This is a genomic window from Pseudomonas sp. 203-8, assembly GCF_020708595.1.
Classification (GTDB): domain Bacteria; phylum Pseudomonadota; class Gammaproteobacteria; order Pseudomonadales; family Pseudomonadaceae; genus Pseudomonas; species Pseudomonas aeruginosa.
This window is the reverse complement of record NZ_JAJFDF010000011.1, coordinates 85,590-104,575: the sequence shown is the minus strand read 5'-3', so window position 1 is coordinate 104,575 and position 18,986 is coordinate 85,590. Positions and strand designations below refer to the sequence as shown.

15 protein-coding genes are annotated in these 18,986 nt (G+C 68.9%); 4 read left to right on the top strand and 11 right to left on the bottom strand.

Going from position 1 to position 18,986, the window contains the following annotated elements; all coding sequences use genetic code 11:
• Positions 1-89 precede the first annotated feature (89 nt).
• Positions 90-1,325, top strand: coding sequence for an NAD(P)/FAD-dependent oxidoreductase (locus tag LJF27_RS25080; protein WP_003106867.1), 1,236 nt, complete (start codon positions 90-92; stop codon positions 1,323-1,325).
• A 42-nt stretch (positions 1,326-1,367) separates the two neighbouring features.
• Here LJF27_RS25080 and LJF27_RS25075 read toward each other — a convergent pair whose 3' ends face one another.
• The 10 genes from LJF27_RS25075 to LJF27_RS25030 all read right to left on the bottom strand — a co-directional run bounded on the left by LJF27_RS25075 (position 1,368) and on the right by LJF27_RS25030 (position 14,605).
• A complete protein-coding gene (locus LJF27_RS25075) occupies positions 1,368-2,300 on the bottom strand; it encodes a carbohydrate kinase family protein (protein WP_023116876.1) in 933 nt (310 codons plus the stop codon).
• Between the two features lie 40 nt (positions 2,301-2,340).
• On the bottom strand, positions 2,341-3,849 hold the full coding sequence (gene xylB, locus LJF27_RS25070) for a xylulokinase (RefSeq protein ID WP_078465425.1): 1,509 nt from the start codon (positions 3,847-3,849) through the stop codon (positions 2,341-2,343).
• Positions 3,846-5,321 (bottom strand): mannitol dehydrogenase family protein, encoded by a 1,476-nt coding sequence (locus LJF27_RS25065; protein WP_003105368.1) that lies wholly within the window; start codon positions 5,319-5,321, stop codon positions 3,846-3,848. The genes xylB and LJF27_RS25065 overlap by 4 nt, the downstream gene beginning before the upstream one ends.
• 22 nt (positions 5,322-5,343) lie before the next feature.
• A complete protein-coding gene (locus LJF27_RS25060) occupies positions 5,344-6,456 on the bottom strand; it encodes an ABC transporter ATP-binding protein (RefSeq protein WP_003089446.1) in 1,113 nt (370 codons plus the stop codon).
• A gap of 39 nt (positions 6,457-6,495) precedes the next feature.
• Entirely contained in the window at positions 6,496-7,329 is an 834-nt protein-coding gene (locus LJF27_RS25055; RefSeq protein WP_003105365.1) for a carbohydrate ABC transporter permease, read from the bottom strand.
• 10 nt (positions 7,330-7,339) lie between these two features.
• Positions 7,340-8,272, bottom strand: a complete 933-nt coding sequence (locus LJF27_RS25050) for a carbohydrate ABC transporter permease (RefSeq protein ID WP_003105364.1) — start codon at positions 8,270-8,272, stop codon at positions 7,340-7,342.
• Between the two features lie 75 nt (positions 8,273-8,347).
• Positions 8,348-9,658, bottom strand: coding sequence for an ABC transporter substrate-binding protein (locus LJF27_RS25045; RefSeq protein WP_023116874.1), 1,311 nt, complete (start codon positions 9,656-9,658; stop codon positions 8,348-8,350).
• 157 nt (positions 9,659-9,815) lie between these two features.
• Positions 9,816-10,721: an AraC family transcriptional regulator gene (locus LJF27_RS25040; RefSeq protein WP_003089438.1), complete on the bottom strand. Its 906-nt coding sequence runs from the start codon at positions 10,719-10,721 to the stop codon at positions 9,816-9,818.
• A gap of 151 nt (positions 10,722-10,872) precedes the next feature.
• Positions 10,873-12,213, bottom strand: a complete 1,341-nt coding sequence (locus LJF27_RS25035; protein ID WP_003124602.1) for an aryl-sulfate sulfotransferase — start codon at positions 12,211-12,213, stop codon at positions 10,873-10,875.
• A 22-nt stretch (positions 12,214-12,235) separates the two neighbouring features.
• Positions 12,236-14,605, bottom strand: a complete 2,370-nt coding sequence (locus LJF27_RS25030) for a TonB-dependent receptor (protein WP_003114997.1) — start codon at positions 14,603-14,605, stop codon at positions 12,236-12,238.
• A gap of 149 nt (positions 14,606-14,754) precedes the next feature.
• Here LJF27_RS25030 and LJF27_RS25025 point away from each other — a divergent pair, with 149 nt between their 5' ends.
• A complete protein-coding gene (locus tag LJF27_RS25025; RefSeq protein WP_003105356.1) occupies positions 14,755-15,666 on the top strand; it encodes a LysR family transcriptional regulator in 912 nt (303 codons plus the stop codon).
• Positions 15,667-15,762: 96 nt separating this feature from the next.
• Entirely contained in the window at positions 15,763-17,379 is a 1,617-nt protein-coding gene (locus LJF27_RS25020; protein ID WP_003117848.1) for an alkaline phosphatase family protein, read from the top strand.
• On the opposite strand, the gene LJF27_RS25015 is transcribed toward LJF27_RS25020, so the two are convergent.
• On the bottom strand, positions 17,380-18,285 hold the full coding sequence (locus LJF27_RS25015; protein WP_003089436.1) for an AraC family transcriptional regulator: 906 nt from the start codon (positions 18,283-18,285) through the stop codon (positions 17,380-17,382).
• A gap of 104 nt (positions 18,286-18,389) precedes the next feature.
• On the opposite strand from LJF27_RS25015, the gene LJF27_RS25010 reads away from it, so the two are divergent.
• The gene (locus LJF27_RS25010; RefSeq protein WP_003089433.1) at positions 18,390-18,950 is read left to right on the top strand and encodes a carboxymuconolactone decarboxylase family protein; all 561 of its coding nucleotides are present in this window, start codon (positions 18,390-18,392) and stop codon (positions 18,948-18,950) included.
• Positions 18,951-18,986: the final 36 nt, after the last annotated feature.

The window sequence follows — 18,986 nt, the reverse complement described above, 5'->3', positions numbered from 1 at the left end:
CGCGCCGGCGCCGTGCTGCTAGGGTGATAGGGTTTCGCGCGCGGCGGCCTGGCGCGCGTCCACCCACTCGGATCGTCGAAGGAACTCCCATGCAGAGCGCTAACGCTTCAGAACTCACCACCGACATCGCCGTGATCGGCGGCGGCGCGGCCGGCATCGGCGTGATCGCCAGCCTGCTGAAACGTTCGCCGGGGTTGCGTATCAGCCTGATCGAGCCGGCGGACACCCACTACTACCAACCGGGCTGGACCCTGGTCGGTGGCGGCGCCTACGCACAGGGCGACACCGCGCGGCCGATGGCCGGGCTGGTCCCGCCCGGCGTGGAGTGGTTGCGCACCCGCGTCGAGCGGGTCGACCCCGAGGCGCGCCGACTGTTGCTGGAGGGCGGCGACAGCCTGGAATACCGCAACCTGATCGTCTGCCCCGGCCTGCGCCTGGCCTGGGAGCGCATCGAGGGCCTGGAGGAGACCCTGGGGCGCAACGGCGTCACCTCCAACTACCGCTACGACCTGGCGCCCTACACCTGGGAGCTGGTGCGCGGCCTGCGCGGCGGCAAGGCGCTGTTCACCCAGCCGGCGATGCCGATCAAGTGCGCCGGGGCGCCGCAGAAGGCCATGTACCTGTCCTGCGACCACTGGCTGCGGGAGGGCGTGCTGCAGGACATCGAGGTCGAGTTCGACCTGGCCGGCGCGGCGTTGTTCGGTGTCGCCGATTTCGTTCCGCCGCTGATGGAGTACGTGCGCAAGTATTCGGCCGAGCTGGCGTTCAATTCCAACCTGGTGAAGGTCGACGGCGCGGCGCGCAAGGCCTGGTTCGAGGTGAAGGACGCCGACGGCAACACCAATCTGGCGGAAAAGGACTTCGACCTGCTGCACGTGGTGCCGCCGCAGCTGCCGCCGACCTTCGTCGCCGCCAGCGGCCTGGGCGACGCGGCCGGCTGGTGCGAAGTCGACCCGGCGACCCTGCAACATGTCCGCCATGGCGAGATCTTCGCCCTCGGCGATGTCTGCGGCACCGCCAACGCGAAGACCGCGGCGGCGGCGCGCAAGCAGATCGTGGTGGTGGCCGAGAACCTTCTCGGCCTGCGCAGCGGCCGTGGCCTGCCGCTGCGCTACGACGGCTACGGCGGTTGTCCGCTGACCGTCGAGCGCGGCCGGGTGGTGCTGGCGGAGTTCGGCTATGCCGGCAAGCTGCTGCCGACCTTCCCGCTGGAGCCCACCGCGGCCAGCCGCTTCGCCTGGCTGCTCAAGCGCCACGTACTGCCCTGGGTGTACTGGAACGCCATGCTCAAGGGCCGGGAGTGGCTGGCGCGGCCGGGGCGCTAGACCGGGCGGCAGCCCTCGGCCTGACCCTCCGCACGGCCGGCCTCAAAGCTCGTGGGCGAACGGCAGGTCCGGCCCCACCCGCGAGCAGGTGACCGCCGCCGCGCGGATGGCGAAGGCGAGCATCGCGTCGATCGCTTCCCGCGACAGCGCGGCTAGCCCGGCCGGGCTGTCGGCGTCGAGGCGGCGGAGGTAGGCGAGGGTCGCCGCCTGGAAGGTATCGCCGGCGCCGACCGTATCGCGCAGTGGCAGGGCGGTATCCGCCGGGCGACTCCAGCTGCCGTGGGTGCAGTGCACGCTGGCGCCGGCCCCGCCGTGGGTGACGAAGACCAGCCGGCAGCGCGGGTTCAGCCAGCCGCGGGCCACCTCGCCGGGGGCGCGGCCGGGGTAGAGCAGGGCCAGGTCTTCCTCGCTGGCCTTGATCAGGTGCGCATGACTGGCGAAGGCCTCGACCCGGCGCCGCCAGAGGTCGATGTCCGGCTGCGGGTCGAGGCGCACGTTGGGATCCAGGCTGACCAGGCGCCGGCCGCTCTCGCGCCGGACCAGCGCCAGCAGGGTGTCGGCCACCGGTGTCACCACCAGGGTATAGGAGCCGACGTGCAGCCCGCGTATCCGCCCATCCAGCGTCGGCAGGTGTTCCAGGCGCACCTGGCGGTCGGCGCAGTCGTCGCCGCGGAACTGGTATTGCGCCGAGCCGTTGGCGTCGAGGCCGACCATCGCCAGGGTGGTCGGGGCGTCGCTGGGCACCAGGAAGCCGCAGTCCACGCCTTCTTCTTCGAGCACCCGGCGCAGCCGCGTGCCCAGGTAGTCGCTGGACAGCCCGCCGAACAGCGCCGCCTCCACGCCCAGCCGGCGCAGGCCGACGGCGACGTTGAACGGCGAGCCGCCGGCGATCGCGGTGAAGCCCAGCTCGTTGCTGCGCGCAGCGCTTTCCAGGCTGAAGACATCGAAAAGGGCCTCGCCACACACCAGGTACATGCAGATCTCCAAAACGCCAGAAGAGGAAGGAAAGCGACCATTATCGCGGAGGCAGGTGCTCCAGGTAACGCCGGTAGGCCTGTTCGTAGGCCGCCTGTTGTCGCGCCTGGGGCTGGGTGCGGGTCGACTCGTCGAGCGCCACGCAGCGCCGGCACAGGGCTTCCAGGCTTTCACCGGCGCCGCTTTCGCGGCCCAGGCTCCAGGCCGCCTGGAGCGCCGCGCCAAGGGCGGCGGCCTCGGTCTGCCGCGGACAGACCAGCGGCAGGCCGAGCAGGTCGGCGAGCGTCCGCCGCCACAGCGGGTTCTTCGCCGCGCCGCCGACCAGGCGGATTTCCTCGCCCGGCAGGCCGCTGGCGCGCAGCAGGTCGAGGCCGTAGCGCAGGCCGAAGGCGGTGCCTTCGAGCACCGCCCGGCAAAGATTGGCGCGGCTCAGGTTGGCCGCGGTCATGCCATGCAGGCTGGCGCTGGCGTGCGGTAGCGCCGGAACCCGCTCGCCGTCGAAGAACGGCAGCATCAGCAGACCCTCGGCGCCGACCGGCGCCTGGGCGGCCAGCCGGGAGAATTCGTCGAGGTCGAGGTGCAGCAGGTCCTGTACCAGGCCGCAGGCGCCGGTGAGGTTCATCGTGCAGGCCAGCGGCAGCCAACCGCCGGACGAGGCGCAGAAGGTCGCCAGCTCGCCGTGCGGACTGACCAGCGGCCGCTCGGCATAGGCGGCCAGGGTGCCGGAGGTGCCCAGGCTGGCGGTGAGCAGGCCGGGGCGGATGTTGCCGGTGCCGATGGCGGCGAGCATGTTGTCGCCGCCGCCGCAGGCGACCCGCGTGTGGGGAGCCAGGCCGAGGGCGGCGGCCGCTTCGGGGCGCAGGTTGCCGATGCAGGCGCCGGGCTCGATCAGCTCCGGCAGCGCCGCCGCCAGGCGTCCGCCCGGCTCGACCAGCTCCAGCACGTCGCTGGCCCAGGTGCGCCGGCGCACGTCGAAGTAGCCGCTGCCGGAGGCGTCGCCCGCTTCGCTGCAGACGCGGCCGGTGAGCCAGTGGTTGAGGTAGTCGTGGGGCAGGAGGATGTGCGCGACGCGGGCGAACAGCTCGGGAAAGCGGCGCCTGCTCCAGAGCAGCTTGGACAGCGTGTAGCCCGGCGCGAGCACCAGTCCCAGGCGTTCCAGCGAGCCGGCCGGGCCGCCGAGGGCTTCCAGCAGCTCGCGGTTCTCCGCCGCGCTCTCGGTGTCGCACCAGAGCTTGGCCGGGCGCAGCGCCCGGCCCTCGGCGTCGAGCAGGAGCAGCCCATGCTGCTGGGCGGAAACCGCCAGGGCGCGGACCTCGCGGCCGTCCACCGCGGCTTCTTCCAGGGCCATGCGTACCGCGCTGGCCATGGCTTCCAGCCAGTCCGCCGGGTCCTGCTCGCGGCGTCCGTCGCGGCCTTCCGGCGGGCGCTGCGCGGCGCTGCCCAGGCCCAGCGTGCGGCCGCTGCCGGCGTCGAGCAGCAGCGCCTTGCTGCCTTGGGTGCCGCAATCGATGCCGAGGAACAATCCGTGCATGCGGCCCTCCGGAGTCATTCGCCGAGTACCTGGCGCAGGGTTTCGCTGACGCCGTGTCGGCGCAGGCTGTCGTAGAGCCGCTCGAAGGCCTCGACGAAGGCCGCCGAGGCCGGGATCGCCGGGCCGAACACGGTCTCCACGCCGAGCAGGCGCCGGCCCAGGCCGTGGCGTTCGGCAACCAGCGCCTGGCATTCGGCGGCGCGCGGATCGGGAATCGGGTAGCGTTCGCCATGCTCGTCGACCCCGCCCAGGTACAGCGCCCAGGCCGCCACCACCAGGGCCACCCGTTCCAGCGGCCGGCCGGCGGCGATCAGCCGATTGGCGGTGGGGACGATGAACTTGGGAAACTTCGACGAGCCGTCCGAGCAGACCCGTTCCAGTTGGTCGGCGATGGCGCGGTTGGCGAAGCGCTCGACCAGGCTGTCCTTGTAGCGTTCCAGGTCGATCCCCGGTACCGGTGCCAGCAGCGGGGCCACGTCGCGGTCCATGAAGGCCCGCACGTAGCGGCGCAGCAGCGGGTCGCCGAGGGTCTCGTGGACGAAGCGGTAGCCGCGCAGGAAGCCCAGGTAGGTGAGCGCCAGGTGGCTGCCGTTGAGCAGGCCGATCTTCATCTCCTCGTAGGGCGTGACGTCGTCGGTGAACTGCACGCCGACCTTTTCCCAGGCCGGGCGCCCAGCGCTGAAACGATCTTCCAGCACCCATTGCACGAAGGGTTCGCAGACCACCGGCCAGGCGTCTTCCACGTCGTGCCGTTGGGCCAGTTGGCGGCGGTGGGCGGGGCTGGTCATCGGGGTGATGCGGTCGACCATGGCGTTGGGAAAGCTGACGTGCGTCGCGATCCAGCGCGCCAGCCCCGGGTCGAGCCGTTCGGCGAAGGCCAGCAGCGCCTTGCGCGCCACCTCGCCGTTATGCGGGAGGTTGTCGCAGGACATCACGGTGAACGCCGGCACGCCTGTGTCGCGGCGCCGCCGCAGAGCCTCGCAGAGAAAGCCGAAGACCCCGCGCGGGGTCCGCGGGTTGGCCAGGTCGTGGCGCACCAGCGGCAACTCGGCGAGGAACTCGCCGCTGCCATCGTCGATGCAGTAGCCGCCTTCGGTGATGGTCAGCGAGACGATGCGGATGGCCGGCTCGGCAAGTTTTTCCAGCAGCGCCTCGGCGCCGTCCTCGGCGAGCAGCATGCCGCTGATGGCGCCGATCACGCGGACCTCGGTGTCCGGTTGGTCGCCCAGCTCGTAGAGGGTGTAGAGGTAGTCCTGGGCGGCCAGGGCGTCGTGCATGGCGCGGTCGTCGCTGCGCAGGCCGGCGCCGCAGATCGCCCAGTCGAGGGCTTCGCCGCGGTTCATCAGGGCGTCGGTGTAGGCCGCCTGGTGCGCGCGGTGGAAGCCGCCGACGCCGATGTGGACGATGCCCTGGCGCAGTTGCGCGGGGTCGTAGGACGGGCGGGCGACAGCGGTCGCCAGCAGGGGGAGGTGCTGCCGGTTGAGTTTCATCGGTGGGTTCCCGCTGGCGGCTTCAGGCCGCCTGTTGCAGTCGTTTGTCGAGGGCCTGGCCGTTGCTGTCGAACAGGTGGCAGTGCGCCGGATCGAAGCCCAGCTCCAGGGGGGCGCCGTAGTCCGGTGCGAAATCGCCGCGCACGCGCAGGGTGAGCATTTCCCCCGAGTCGGCGCGGACATGGCAGAAGCTGTCGCTGCCCAGGCGTTCGCTGACGTCGGCGGCGACCCGCAGCAGGCCCTGGAAGGCATGGCCCGGGCGGGCGATGTTCAGGTGTTCCGGGCGGATGCCGAGGGTCACCGGGCTGCCGGTGGCCAGCTCGCCGGCGCATAGCGGCAGGCCGACGCGCGCGCCGCATTCGAGGGCGACCTCGCAGCGCTCGCCCTGGTTGCGGCTGAGATGGCCGCGCAGGAAGCCCATCTTCGGCGTGCCGAGGAAGCCGGCGACGAACAGGTTGGCCGGATGGTGGTAAAGCTCCAGCGGCGAGCCGACCTGCTCGACGCGCCCGCCGTTGAGCACCACGACCTTGTCCGCCAGGGTCATCGCCTCGACCTGGTCATGGGTCACGTAGATCATGGTCGCCGCCAGTTCCTGGTGCAGCCGCGCCAGTTCCAGGCGCATCTGCACGCGCAGGGCGGCGTCGAGGTTGGACAGCGGTTCGTCGAAGAGGAATATCTTCGGGTTGCGCACGATCGCCCGGCCGATCGCCACCCGCTGCCGCTGGCCGCCGGAGAGCTGGCGCGGCTTGCGCTCCAGCAGCGCTTGCAGTTCGAGGATGCGTGCGGCGGCGTCGACCTTGGCGGCGACCTCGCGCTTGTCGACGCCGGCCAGGTCGAGGGCGAAGGAGAGGTTCCTGCGCACCGTCATGTGCGGGTACAGCGCGTAGGTCTGGAAGACCATCGCCAGGTCGCGTTTCGCCGGCGGGGTGTCGGTGATGTCCGTGCCGTCGAGGGCGATGCTGCCGCCGCTGGCCTCTTCGAGGCCGGCGATCAGGCGCAGCAGGGTCGACTTGCCGCAGCCGGAGGGGCCGACGAAGACTACGAACTCGCGGTCGCGGACGTCGAGGTCGATGCCCTTGATGATGGCCTGGCCGTCGAAGCCTTTCTGCAGGTTGCGGATCTTGAGATCAGCCATGGCGGAATACCTCCGTGGACGAAAGGATGGGGATGCGCTTCATTTCACGGCGCCGAAGGAAAGGCCGCGTACCAGCTGCTTCTGGCTGATCCAGCCGAAGACCAGGATCGGCGCGCAGGCGAGGGTGGAGACGGCCGAGAGCTTGGCCCAGAACAGTCCTTCGGGGCTGGAATAGGAGGCGACCAGGGCGGTCAGCGGGGCGGCGGCCGAGGAGGTCAGGTTGAGCGACCAGAAGGCCTCGTTCCAACACAGGATCAGCGACAGCAGCAGGGTCGAGGCGAGCCCGCCGCGGGCGATCGGCAGCAGTACGCGGACGATCTCCTGCCAGGTGCCGGCGCCGTCCAGGCGCGCTGCTTCGAGGATGTCCACGGGGATGTCCTTGAAGTAGGTGTACACCATCCAGACCACGATCGGCAGGTTGATCAGGGTGTAGACGATGATCAGCGCCAGCCGCGAATCGAGCAGGCCGAACTGCTTGGCCAGCAGGTAGATCGGCATCAGTACGCCGACCGGCGGAAGCATCTTGGTCGACAGCATCCAGAGCAGCGTGCGCTTGGTGTGGCGGGTCTCGAAGAAGGCCATGGAGTAGGCCGCCGGCACCGCGACGAGCATGCACAGGAGAGTCGCCGAGGAGGAGATCAGCAACGAGTTCCAGGCGTAGGCGAAGTAGTCGCTGCGCTCGTTGATGTGCAGGTAGTTCTCCAGGGTCGGCTGGAAGATGAACTGCGGCGGCGTGGCGAAGGCGTCGATCTCGCTCTTGAAGCTGGTCAGCAGCATCCAGAAGATCGGGAAGAACAGCAGCAGGGCGATGCCCCAGCAGAGCAGGCCGAGCAGGGCATTGCGCAGGCGGCGGGATTGCTTGAGTGTCAGCATGGCGGGTTCCTCAGCTGCGCTCGGTAAGGTTCTTGCCGATCATCCGCACCAGCACGATGGCGGCGATATTGGCGATCAGCACCGCGATCAGGCCCCCGGCCGAGGCCATGCCGACATCGAACTGCAGCAGCGCCTGGTTGTAGATCAGGTAGGCGAGGTTGGTCGATTCGTAGCCGGGGCCGCCGCTGGTGGTGGTGAAGATCTCGGCGAACACCGAGAGCAGGAAGATCGTCTCGATCATCAGCACCACCGCGATGGGCCGCGCCAGGTGCGGCAGGGTCAGGTGCCAGAAGATCGCCAGCGGACCGGCGCCGTCGAGGCGGGCAGCCTCCTTCTGCTCCTGGTCGAGGGACTGCATGGCGGTCATCAGGATCAGGATGGCGAAGGGCAGCCATTGCCAGGAGACGATGAGGATGATCGACAGCAGCGGATAGTGCGCCAGCCAATCCACCGGCTCGGCGCCGAACAGGCGCCAGACGGCGGCGAGGATGCCCGAGACCGGGTGGAAGATCAGGTTCTTCCAGAGCAGCGCGCTCACCGTCGGCATGATGAAGAACGGCGAGATCAGCAACACCCGCACCGCGCCGCGGCCGAAGAATTCGCCGGCCTCCAGCAGCGCGGCGATGAGCACGCCGAACGCCACGCTGATCGCCAGCACGCTGCCCACCAGCAGCAGGGTGTTCAGCGCGCCGGGCAGGAAGCCGGCGTCGGTGACGAAGAAGGTGAAGTTCTCCAGGCCGACGAAGGCATTCTCGCCGGGATACAGCAGGTTGTAGCGGATCAGCGAGAAATACAGGGTCATGCCCAGGGGCACGATCATCCACAACAGCAGCAGCGCCACCGAGGGGCTGACCAGGAGCCAGCCAGGGCCGCGCCGGCGGCGCTGGAGACGGCGGCGGGCGGGACGGGCCGGGAGCGGGGTATCGAGGGCCGAGGTGTTCATGGCGACTCCGTCTGGATCTTCAAGGACAAGCGCTCGAGCAGCGCCGCGCCGGGCGCGGCTGCGCCCGGCGGCGGACTACTTCGGATAGCCGGCGCGCTTCATCTCGCGGGCGGTGCTCTGCTGCGCGGCGGCGAGCGCCTGGTCGCTGCTCATCTGCCCGGTGAGGGCGGCGGAGAACAGCTTGCCGACCTGGGTGCCGATGGCCTGGAACTCGGGGATGGTGACCAACTGGATGCCGACATAGGGCACCGGCTTCAGCGTCGGATGGTTGGGATCGACGCGCTTCAGCGATTCCAGGGTGACCCGCGCGAACGGCGCGGCGGCCAGGTAGGCCTCGCTGTAGGTCGAGGCGCGGGTGCCGGGCGGCACGTTGGCCACGCCTTCCCTGTCCGCCACCAGCCTGCCGTACGCCTGCGAGGTGGCCCAGGTGGCGAAGGCCTTCGCCACGTCCTTGGCGCGCGAGCTGGCGGGAATCGCCAGGGCCCAGGAATACAGCCAGGAGGCGCCCTTGTCGGTGACTTCCCGGGGGGCGAAGGCGAAGCCGGTGGCGTCGGCGACCTTGCTCTGGCTCTTGTCGGTGACGAACGAACCGGCGACGCTGGCGTCCACCCAGATCGCGCACTTGCCGCTGTTGAACAGCGCCAGGTTCTCGTTGAATCCGTTGCTGGAGGCGCCGGGCGGGCCGTACCGCTTGAGGGTGGAGACATAGAAGTCGAGAGCCTTCTTCCATTCGCCGCCGCTGAATTCGGGCTGCCATCGCTCGTCGAACCAGCGTGCGCCGAAGGCGTTGGCCAGGGTGCCGATCAACGCCATGTTCTCGCCCCAGCCGGCCTTGCCGCGCAGGCAGATGCCGTATTGGCCCTGGTCCGGGCGGTTGAGCCTGGCGGCGAATTCGCCGAGCTGGGTCCAGGTCGGTTGCTCGGGCATCCGCAGCCCGGCCTGCTGGAACAGGTCCTTGCGGTAGTAGGTGATCGAGGCTTCGGCGTAGAACGGCAGGGCGTACAGCGTGCCCTTGACGGAGAGACCGTCGCGCACCGAGGGCAACAGGTCGTCCAGGGCGTAGTCGGCGGGCAGCCCGCTCATCGGCTCCAGCCAGCCCTTGGCGCCCCACAGCGCGGCTTCGTACATGCCGATGGTGAGCAGGTCGAACTGTCCGCCCTGGGTGGCGATGTCGGTGGTCAGGCGCTGGCGCAGGACGTTCTCTTCGAGCACCACCCATTTCAGCGAGATGTCCGGGTGGCTTTCCTCGAACACCTTGGACAGGCGTTGCATGCGGATCATGTCGTTGTTGTTGACCGTGGCGATGGTCAGGGTCTCGGCGCCCTGGGCCAGCAGGGGCAGGGCGAGGCAGGCGGCGGCCAGGCAGGCCTTGATCGAGTCGTTCATCGGTGAACTCCTCTTCCGGGCCGGCGGGCGGCGCGGAAGACATTATTGTTTTTGTGTCGCTCGCTGCCGATTACACAGGCGCGTCACGCAACCGACAAAGCCTCGACTGCACTTCGACCGATACTTTTTTGCACCGCCGGGGTGGGGCGCTGGAGGCTCAGAGCAGGTTCTGCTCGGTCAGCCGCTGGGTCACCAGGCGCCGGTAGCCGGTGGGCGTCATGCCCTTGAGCTGCTGGAAGCGCCGGTTGAAATTGGACAGGTTGCTGAAGCCCGACTCGAAGCACACCTCGGTCACCGGCAGCTCGCTGCGGGCCAGCAGCTCGCAGGACTTGCTGATACGCAAGCGGTTGACGAACTCGACGAAGCCGCGCCCGGCGGCCTGCTTGAAGAAGCGCGAGAAGTAGGTGGGGGTCATGCCCAGGTGGGCGGCGACCTGCTCCTGGGTGAGGTCCTGGGCGTAGTGCTGGAAGATGTAGTCCACCGCCCGGTTGATCCGTTCGACGTTGTGCTCGTCGGCCAGTTGCGAGGAAGTGACGGTAGAGAGCAACTGGTAGTCCTCGCATTCGGCGAGCTGTTCCATGAGGATAAAAAAGTATCCCAGGCGGGTCATGCCGCCGCTGTCGGCGATGCGTTGCAAGAGTCGCCGGCTTTCGCCGATCAGCGCCGGGTCGCGGAACTCGATGCCGTAGCGCGCCCGCGCCAGCAGCGGGGCCAGGCGGTTCAGCTCGGAGAATACGCCGCTGCCGTCCTCCAGCACCTCGTCGGTGAAGTTCACCAGCATGTCGCGCCGGGCCACCACCTCGTCGGGCTCCACCTGGCTGATCCAGTTGTGCGGCAGGTTGGGACCGGTGAGGAACAGGGTGTCGGGGGCGAAGTTGCCGATGTAGTCGCCGATGAATACCTTGCCGGAGCTGGCGACGATCAGGTGCAGCTCGTATTCCTTGTGGAAGTGCCAGCGCACCAGCGGGCTGGGGAAGCCGTGCTGGCGGTAGATCAGCGAATGGCCTTCGTGATCGTCCATCAGCTCGTAGGACGGATCGGTGACTTTGCTGGCTCTGGGCATGGGCGCGGGCCGACCGGGGGAACGAAGGCACATCCTAGCCCGAAGCGGCGGGGCTGTGCAGGGGACCACCCGCGAGCCTCGCTCCCCTGCGTGGCGCCGGGTGGCCGCAGGGGCGGGTAGCGGGCCGTGGCTCTATCCGCCGCCATCCGCTTCAACGCCGCGCCGTGACCTGCGGCGTGGCGCCGGGAACCGCCAGGTTCACCGCCTTCTCCTCGCGCGGCGTACCTTCGGGCACCCAGTCGTAGGCCACCGGCAGCGCGCGGTAGACCCAGTTGCTCCGGGCGTCGCCGCGCGGCGCCTTGCCGAAGTAGGGGCTGACGTACTCCCAGACGATCTCGCCGCCGGGCGTTACCTGGAAGAAGCGTCCGTTCTGCCCTTCGTCGATCAGCGTATTGCCGTTGGGCAGGCGCCGCGCGCTGCTGATGAAGGCGCTGTAGAAGGCCCAGCCGGGCTGCTGCGAGTCCTCGGCAGTGTATTGCCAGACGATCTGCTTCTTCAGCGGGTCGATTTCCAGTACCCGCGAGCCGGAGACCAGCCCGCGCTGTACCGAGGGGTAACCGGCGTCACCCTGGTTGTCGAACACCAGCAGGTTGCCGGCGCCCGGCAGGCCCTCGGGAATGAGGTGGGCGTCGTGCTGGCCACTGATCTGGTCCACCGGGCGCGGCAGCTTACGGGCGCTCTTCGGGTCGATCGGCGGAAGGTTCGGGCCGAGGCGCCAGACCACCTTGCCGCTGGCCTTGTCGACGATCGCTATGAAGTTGGCGTTGCGTGAGTCGAGCAGCAGGTTGTCCGGGGCGAAGCGCCGGTCGCCGGCAGCGTGCCAGCGGTTCTCGCCGAGCGGGGCGAGGTTGTTGATGTGCAGGTAGTCGGGGTTCTCGCTGGCCCGTACCCGCTTCAACTGGTCGGCGGTGAATCCGAATTCGTCGAGATGCTCCGAAGCGGTCCAGCTCCAGGCCAGCTTGCCCTGCGGCGTGACCTCGTAGATCACGTCATCGATTACCCGGGGCACGGCGAAGCCCTTCACCGCGTGGACCTTGTTCGCCAGCAGCAGGGTGTTGCCGTTGGCCAGCCGGCGCTGGTCGTGGTGCTGATGGGCGGCGCCGCCCGGCGCCTGGTCACCCCAGCGCCAGACCTCCTTGCCATCCCAGTCCAGCTCGCCGAGGGCCTGGTTGGCCAGGCCGTTGCCGGGCGAGGCCAGCTTGTCCGGAGCGGCCAGGTCGGCCAGTTGCAGCAGCACATGGCCGCGCTTGCCGCCGTTCAGGGCCGGGTCGATCACGGCGGCGGGGAAGCCGGGGTAGTCCCAGCGCTTCACCTCGTTGCCGTTCATGTCGATCAGGTGGGTCTTGCGGTCTGCGCCGCTGAAGATCACGTACTGGTTGAAGGCCTTCTGCGGGTCGTAGCGGGTCACTCCGGTGGGGTAGACGCTGGGCGCGGCATGGGCGCCGGCGGCGAGCAGCGCGGCGCTGAGCAGGAGCATCGGGAATCTGGGCATGGCGGGTTCCTCGGCGATCGGTTCAGAAGTCGTAGCGGGCGGTCACGCCCAGGGTGCGCGGCGTGCCGAGCACGCCGGCGTAGCCGCCGTTGGCGGAATTCCAGAGGCTGGTGAAGTAGGTCTTGTCGAAAGCGTTCTTCAGCCACAGGGACAGGTCCCACTGGCCGTCCCCGTAGTCGCCGCGCAGGCCGGCGGAGGCGTTGACCAGGGCGTAGCTGGGGATCTGTCCGTATGCGGAGTCGTCGATGGTGCCCACCGCCCTGGAGCGGAACGCGTAGCTGGCGGTGAGGTAGGGCTCCAGGCCATCGTCGAGCTTCCAGCGATACTCGCCATTGAAGTTGGCGATGTACTTCGAGGCACCGACCACCTGGTGCCCGCTGAGGTCGCAGGACGCCGGGGCGCCGGCCTGGAAGGCCACCTCGGGGGCGCACGGGGCGTTCTTGTAGGACAGGTAGCGAACGTCGTTGTAGGACGCATTGAAATTCAGGGTCAGGCCGCGGATCGGCAGGGCCGTCGCTTCGAACTCCAGGCCGCGCGAGCGCACATCGCCGGCATTGGTCAGGTACTGGGTGCGGTTGGCCTCGTCGTAGGCATTGGCCTGGTAGCCGTGGACCACGGTCCAGAACAGGTTGCCGTTGAGGATCAGGCGGTTGTCGAGGAGGGTGGTCTTCAACCCCAGCTCGGCATCGTTGGCGCGCTCGGTGCCAATCAGCAGCGAGTCGGCACCGGCGCTGGGAGCGCTGGCCACGGTCAGGTTGACGCCGCCGGATTTCTCGCCGTGGGACAGCGAGGCGTAGCCCAGAACCTGGTCGCTGAAGCGGTAGCTGAGGCTGAGCAGAGCGGACGGACTGACGCTGTGCAGGCCGATGTCGCCGCTGTCGTAGGCGCCGACCCTGCCGTTGCGCGCGGCCGCCGCCGCGCCGCTCACCGCGGCGCCGCCGAGCGGGGCGTAGCGTTCGACCCAGGCGGACTTTTCCTCGTAGGTGCCGCGCACGCCGGCGGTGAGGTCCAGGCGCTCGGTTAGGTGCCAGGTGCCCTGGGCGAACAGCGCGTAGCTGTCGGTGTCGATGTGCCCGCGACCGCGGGTGCTGACGTCGCTCAGGGCGCCGGCGGGGGTTCCGTTCCAGATGTCTGCCCTGGGCCCGTAGTCGGTGAAGGACTTGTTGTCGAGGTCCTGGCCGAAGTAGTAGGCGCCGAGCACGTAGTCGAAGAAGCCGCCGCTGGGCGAAGCCAGGCGGATTTCCTGCGACCACTGCTTGTCGCGCACCGAGACTCCGGCGTTATAGGCCGCCGGTACGTCCAGGCCGTCGTCGTTGCGCGGCGTGAAATCCCACCAGCGGTAGGCGCTGATGGAAGTGAGGGTGAAGTCGTTGGCCAGCTTCCAGTTGGCTTCCACCGAGGTTCCGCCCTGGAACACCGTGACCTGCTGGTCCGAGTCGAAGTTGACCTTGCGCCGATGGCCGTCCACCAGCGTCGCGCCGGCCGCGGCGGCGCGCTGTTCGTAGCGGTTCACGCCGTTCACCGTGGGGCCGCTGCTGAACAGGGTAAGGACACCATTGTCGGAGTCTTCCTCGTTGTAGTCGCCGATCCAGCGCAGGCTGAAGTCGTCGTTCGGCTTGAACAGCAACTGCCCGCGGAAACCCTGGCGTGCGCCGCCGTTGAGGGTGTTGCCGTCGTGGAGGTTCTTCACGTAGCCGTCGTCGCGGGTGCGGTAGGCCGACAGGCGCCCGGCGAGGGTCTCGCCGAGCGGTCCGGAAATCGTGCCCCTGGCCTGGAAGTAGCCGTCCTCGCCGCCGGATATCTCAACGCTGCGCTCCGGAGTGAAGCTCGGCGCACGGGTGCCGATGTTGATCACCCCGGCCGTGGTGTTCTTGCCGAACAGGGTGCCCTGCGGGCCGCGCAAGACCTCCAGCTGCTCGATGTCGAGAAGGTCGAACGAGGCCATGCCGGGGCGGCCGAGGTAGACGTTGTCGAGGTACAGCCCGACGCTGCCTTCCAGGCCGTCGCTGGCCGGGTTGTTGCCGAGGCCGCGGATCGACACGCTGGACTGGCGCGCGTGGACGTAGGCGACGTTGGTGCTCGGCACCAGTTGCTGCAGGTCCTGCACCCGGTAGATGCGCTGGCTCTCCAGGGTTTCGCCGCCGAGCACGCTCATCGCGGTGGGCACATCCTGGGAGTTTTCCACCCGTCGCCGCGAGGTCACCGTGACGGTCTGCAGGGTGGTGGCCGGCTGCGCCTGGCGCGCCTCTTCGGTGCCCGCGGGGGTGTCGTCGGCGCCGGCCAGTTGCGCCCCTCCGGCGCAGGCCAGGCAGATCGACAGGGGCAGCAGGCGACGGCGGAACGGTGCGCTGCGGGACGACGGGATGGAGCGGTACGCGGGTCGGCGATTCATGTGTGGGTCCTGGATGAAGGGGTGACTGCTAATTCCGTATGGTTATTTATTTATGTTTTATATTGCTTTTACGGAATAAGAGATTGCCTTTATAAAAAGCCCACGCCATCCCCGGCAATTGCATTCGCCCGATATTTTCCATGTAGAAAATGCATATCGATCTCCGCCAGCTCCGCCACTTCATCGCCCTTCACGAGCACCGCAGCTTCGTCGCCGCGGCGCTGGCGGTTAACCTTTCGCAATCGGCCTTCAGCCGCAGCATCCAGGCGCTCGAACACAGCGCTGGCTGCCGCCTGGTGGACCGCGCGGCCAAGGACCTGCGTCCGACCAAGCAGGGCCTGATCGTCCTCGAACATGCGCGCCGGCTGGTCAGCGGCGCGCACAACCTGGCCAACGAGATCGCCCTGTTCAACGGCCTGGAGGCCGGCGAACTGCGCTTCGGCGCCGGGCCGGCTCCCGCCACCTGGCTGGTGCCGCGTGCGGTGGGGCGCTTCAACGTGCGTTATCCGAAGGCGCGGGTGAGTTTCCAGGTCGAACACTGGCAGGCGCTGAACCGCCGCCTGCAGGCCGAGGAGTTCGAGTTCTTCGTCGCCGACACCCGGCATTTCGAGGCCGACCCGCAATACCGGACCTCGCGCCTGCGTCCCCGGCGCTGGCATTTCTGCTGCCGCGAGGGGCATCCACTGGCCGCTCGCGAGAGCGTTTCCGCCGAGGAGCTGTTGAGCTTCCCGCTGGCGACCAACATCAGCCCGCCGAACATCCGCAAGGTGCTGGTGGACCTCAGCGGGCGTCCCGACTTCCGCCCGGCCATCGAGTGCGAGAACGGCCATAGCCTGCTCGGCGTGGTTCTCGCCTCGGATGCCATCGGCATCAGCAGCGGCCTCGGCGACCTGGCGCCGCCGGGACAGGGAGGCCTGCGTCCGCTGCGGGTGCGCGAGCTGCCCGACGACCTCGACGAACTGCATACCCGCTACGGCATCGTCAGCCGCGCCGGCTACAGCCTGTCGCCGCTGGCGGAGGCGATGATCGACGAACTGAAGCGGGTCGACGACGCCACCTGAATTGCGTCGCACGCATGCCAACTATGTTCCGAATGCGCTTGCCGCCGGACGCGGCGGACCGCGAAATGAAGCGTCGTTTCCTTTTCGCGAGCCGTCATGAGCCAGCCCAAGCCGATCCGCAACGTCCTCTACATCATGTGCGACCAACTGCGTCGCGATTACCTGTCCTGCTACGGCCATCCCTATCTGCACACGCCGAACATCGACCGCCTGGCCGCGGAGGGCGTGCGCTTCGCCCGTGCCTATACCCAGGGCACCATCTGCGGGCCGTCGCGGATGTCCTCGTACACCGGGCGCTACGTCAGCAGCCACCAGGTGGCCTGGAACGCGGTGCCGCTGCCGCTGGAGGAGCTGACCCTGGGCGACTACCTGCGCGCCGCGGGAGTCCGCACCGCGCTGGTCGGCAAGACCCACGCCACGGCCAACCTGGAAGGCATGCGGCGGTTCGGCATCGATCCGGCCAGCGCGCGCGGCGCGGCCCTCGCCGAAGCCGGCTTCGAGCCCTACGACCGCAATGACGGGGTCTACCCGGATGACCCGGCCTTCGCCGACAAGCGCGAAAGCGCGCCCTACACCCACTACCTGCGGCGCCTCGGCTTCACCGGCGACAACCCCTGGCACGACTGGGCCAACGCCGCCGCCGGCGCCGACGGGGAAATCCTCAGCGGCTGGCGGATGCGCCATGCCGGATTGCCGACACGCTTGCCGGAGGCGCACAGCGAGACCGCCTATACCACCCGTCGCGCCATGGATTTCATCGACGAGCAGGGCGAGCGTCCCTGGTGCCTGCACCTGTCCTACATCAAGCCGCACTGGCCCTACATCGCGCCGGCGCCGTACCACGCGCTGTACCGCGCCGACCAGGTGCTCCCGGCGCTACGCGCGGCGCCCGGCGAAGAAAGCGACCACCCGGTGTACCGCGCCTTCCGCGAACATCGCGAGAGCCTCAATTTCTCCCGCGAAGACGTGCGCCGGCAGGTGATACCTACCTACATGGGGCTGATCCGCCAGGTCGACGACCAGCTCGGCCGGCTCTTCCAGCATATGCGCGCCAGCGGGCGCTGGGACGATACCCTGATCGTCTTCACCAGTGACCATGGCGATTTCCTCGGCGACCACGGCCTGGGCGAGAAGGAGTTCCTCCTCGAGTCGGCGGTGGGCGTGCCGTTGCTGATCCGCGATCCGCGCCCCGAGGCGGACGCCACCCGCGGCCGGGTGGAGGAGGCGCTGGTGCAGTCCATCGACGTACTGCCGAGCATTCTCGAAGCCTTCGCCGTCGAGCCCGCCAGCCATCGCATCGAGGGCCGTTCGCTGCTGCCCTTCGTCCATGGCGCGCCGCCGGCGGACTGGCGCCGCTACGCCATCGCCGAGTACGACTACGCCTTCCAGGCGCCGGCGCGGGAGCGCCTGGGCCGACCCATCGATGCCTGCCGCATGTACATGGTGCGCAGCGAGCGCTGGAAGTACATCGCCTACGACGGCTTCCGCGCCCAACTGTTCGACCTTGCCAGCGACCCCGGCGAATTGCGCGACCTCGGCGCCGACCCGGCGCATGCGGCGGTGCGCGAGGCCCATGCCGGGATGCTGTTCGACTGGCTGCGCGGGCTGAAGCGGCGGACTACCATCAGCAACGCGGAGATCGACCTGCGCGGCCAGGCGTTCCGCTACGGCGAGCCGGAAGGCGGGCGCCTGGTACCGATCGGTCTCTGGTGATCAGCGGCTGGCCTTGCGATAGGCCCCCGGCTGCTGTCCGGTGGCCTTGTGGAAGGCACGGGTGAAGGCGGCGGTGGACTGGTAGCCGACCGCCGCCGCGACCTCGGCGACGCTGGCGTCGGCGCGCAGCAGGGCGCAGGCGCGGTGCATGCGCAGGGCCAGCAGGACCTGCCCCGGCGACTGACCGCTGAGTTCGTTGAAGCGCTTGAAGAAGGCCGAGCGCGAGAGTCCGGTGCGTTCGGCCATTTGTTCCAGGCTCCAGGGCTGTTCGGGTGCCTCGATCAGCGCTTCCAGCAGGCCGGCGAACTGCGGCTGGCGTGCCAGTGCCACCAGGCCGCCGAGGGTCGGGTTGTCGAGCACCTGCTGGCGCAACACGTAGAGGAACAGCAGGTGGCTGAGGCGCTCCAGCAGAACCGGCGACGGCGCCGGCTGGCGGCGGCACTCGTCGACGATCAGGGCGAACAGGCGTCGCGCCGCGTCCAGCGCCGGATCGCCGGCGCGCAGGATCAGCCAGTCGGGCAGGGCGTCGACGATCAGCCCGGACAATCCCGAATGGAAGTGGAAGAACCCGCAGACCAGGCCGGCACCGTCCGCCGCGTTCCACTCCAGCGCCTGCATTTCGCCACGCGGCTGGCAGCGCGCGGCCTCGGCGGTGGCCTCGCTGGACAGGCGGAACTCGACGTCGCGCAGGAAGAACAGCGCGTCGCCGCTGTCCAGTCGCCAGCCCCGGGCGCTTCCGGCGACGTGCGCCCAGCAGTGTCCCTGCACCACCAGGTGGAAGCTGGCACGCGCCAGACCGTGGGTGGAGGCATGCCAGCCGCCGCAGTAGCGACCGACATGGAACAGGCTGGTGTCGACTTCGAGGCTGTCTAATAACCAATCGACAAGGGGGTTGGACGAATTCATCTAAGGGAAAGACTCAAGAGCAAGTGATAGCGACTTTAGAATATTGAATGGATTTCTTATTACCAAGAGACTTCTTCGACACCTCAACCACCGGAGTCGAAAGCATGTCACGCGTTCCCGTGCTCACCCTGGAAAACGCCCCCGAGGCGGCGCGTCCGTTCCTCCAGACCGCGCTGAACAACTCGGGTTATATCCCGAATCTGCTCGGCGTGCTGGCCAATGCGCCGGCCGCCCTGGAAACCTACCTCACCGTGTCCGGGCTGAACGCCAAGGCCAGCCTCGGCCTGCCCGAGCGGGAAGTGGTGCAACTGGTGGCGGCCACCACCCATGGCTGCGACTTCTGCGTTGCCGGGCACACCGCGGTGGCGCGCAACAAGGCGCGCCTGCCGGAGCCGGTGATCGAGGCCCTGCGCGCCCGCGGCGAACTGCCCGATGCCCGCTACGAAGCCCTGGCCGACTTCACCCGCGCGGTGATCGCCAGCCGCGGTGCGGTCACCGACGAGCAGTTCGAAGCCTTCCGCGCCGCCGGTTTCGACCAGGCCCAGGCCCTGGAAGTGATCCTCGGGGTGAGCCTGGCGACGCTCTGCAACTTCGCCAACGTGTTCGCCCGCACGCCGCTCAATGCCGAGCTGGAGCAATATCGCTGGACCAACCCGCAGGCCTGAGCCTGCGCTTGCCGGGCGGCATGCCGCGCCGGCGCA

Coding starts and splice junctions, on each gene's coding strand:
- LJF27_RS25080 (WP_003106867.1), top strand. CDS start 90: ATGCAGAGCGCTAACGCTTCAGAACTCACCACCGACATCGCCGTGATC.
- LJF27_RS25075 (WP_023116876.1), bottom strand. CDS start 2,300: ATGTACCTGGTGTGTGGCGAGGCCCTTTTCGATGTCTTCAGCCTGGAA.
- xylB (WP_078465425.1), bottom strand. CDS start 3,849: ATGACTCCGGAGGGCCGCATGCACGGATTGTTCCTCGGCATCGATTGC.
- LJF27_RS25065 (WP_003105368.1), bottom strand. CDS start 5,321: ATGAAACTCAACCGGCAGCACCTCCCCCTGCTGGCGACCGCTGTCGCC.
- LJF27_RS25060 (WP_003089446.1), bottom strand. CDS start 6,456: ATGGCTGATCTCAAGATCCGCAACCTGCAGAAAGGCTTCGACGGCCAG.
- LJF27_RS25055 (WP_003105365.1), bottom strand. CDS start 7,329: ATGCTGACACTCAAGCAATCCCGCCGCCTGCGCAATGCCCTGCTCGGC.
- LJF27_RS25050 (WP_003105364.1), bottom strand. CDS start 8,272: ATGAACACCTCGGCCCTCGATACCCCGCTCCCGGCCCGTCCCGCCCGC.
- LJF27_RS25045 (WP_023116874.1), bottom strand. CDS start 9,658: ATGAACGACTCGATCAAGGCCTGCCTGGCCGCCGCCTGCCTCGCCCTG.
- LJF27_RS25040 (WP_003089438.1), bottom strand. CDS start 10,721: ATGCCCAGAGCCAGCAAAGTCACCGATCCGTCCTACGAGCTGATGGAC.
- LJF27_RS25035 (WP_003124602.1), bottom strand. CDS start 12,213: ATGCCCAGATTCCCGATGCTCCTGCTCAGCGCCGCGCTGCTCGCCGCC.
- LJF27_RS25030 (WP_003114997.1), bottom strand. CDS start 14,605: ATGAATCGCCGACCCGCGTACCGCTCCATCCCGTCGTCCCGCAGCGCA.
- LJF27_RS25025 (WP_003105356.1), top strand. CDS start 14,755: ATGCATATCGATCTCCGCCAGCTCCGCCACTTCATCGCCCTTCACGAG.
- LJF27_RS25020 (WP_003117848.1), top strand. CDS start 15,763: ATGAGCCAGCCCAAGCCGATCCGCAACGTCCTCTACATCATGTGCGAC.
- LJF27_RS25015 (WP_003089436.1), bottom strand. CDS start 18,285: ATGAATTCGTCCAACCCCCTTGTCGATTGGTTATTAGACAGCCTCGAA.
- LJF27_RS25010 (WP_003089433.1), top strand. CDS start 18,390: ATGTCACGCGTTCCCGTGCTCACCCTGGAAAACGCCCCCGAGGCGGCG.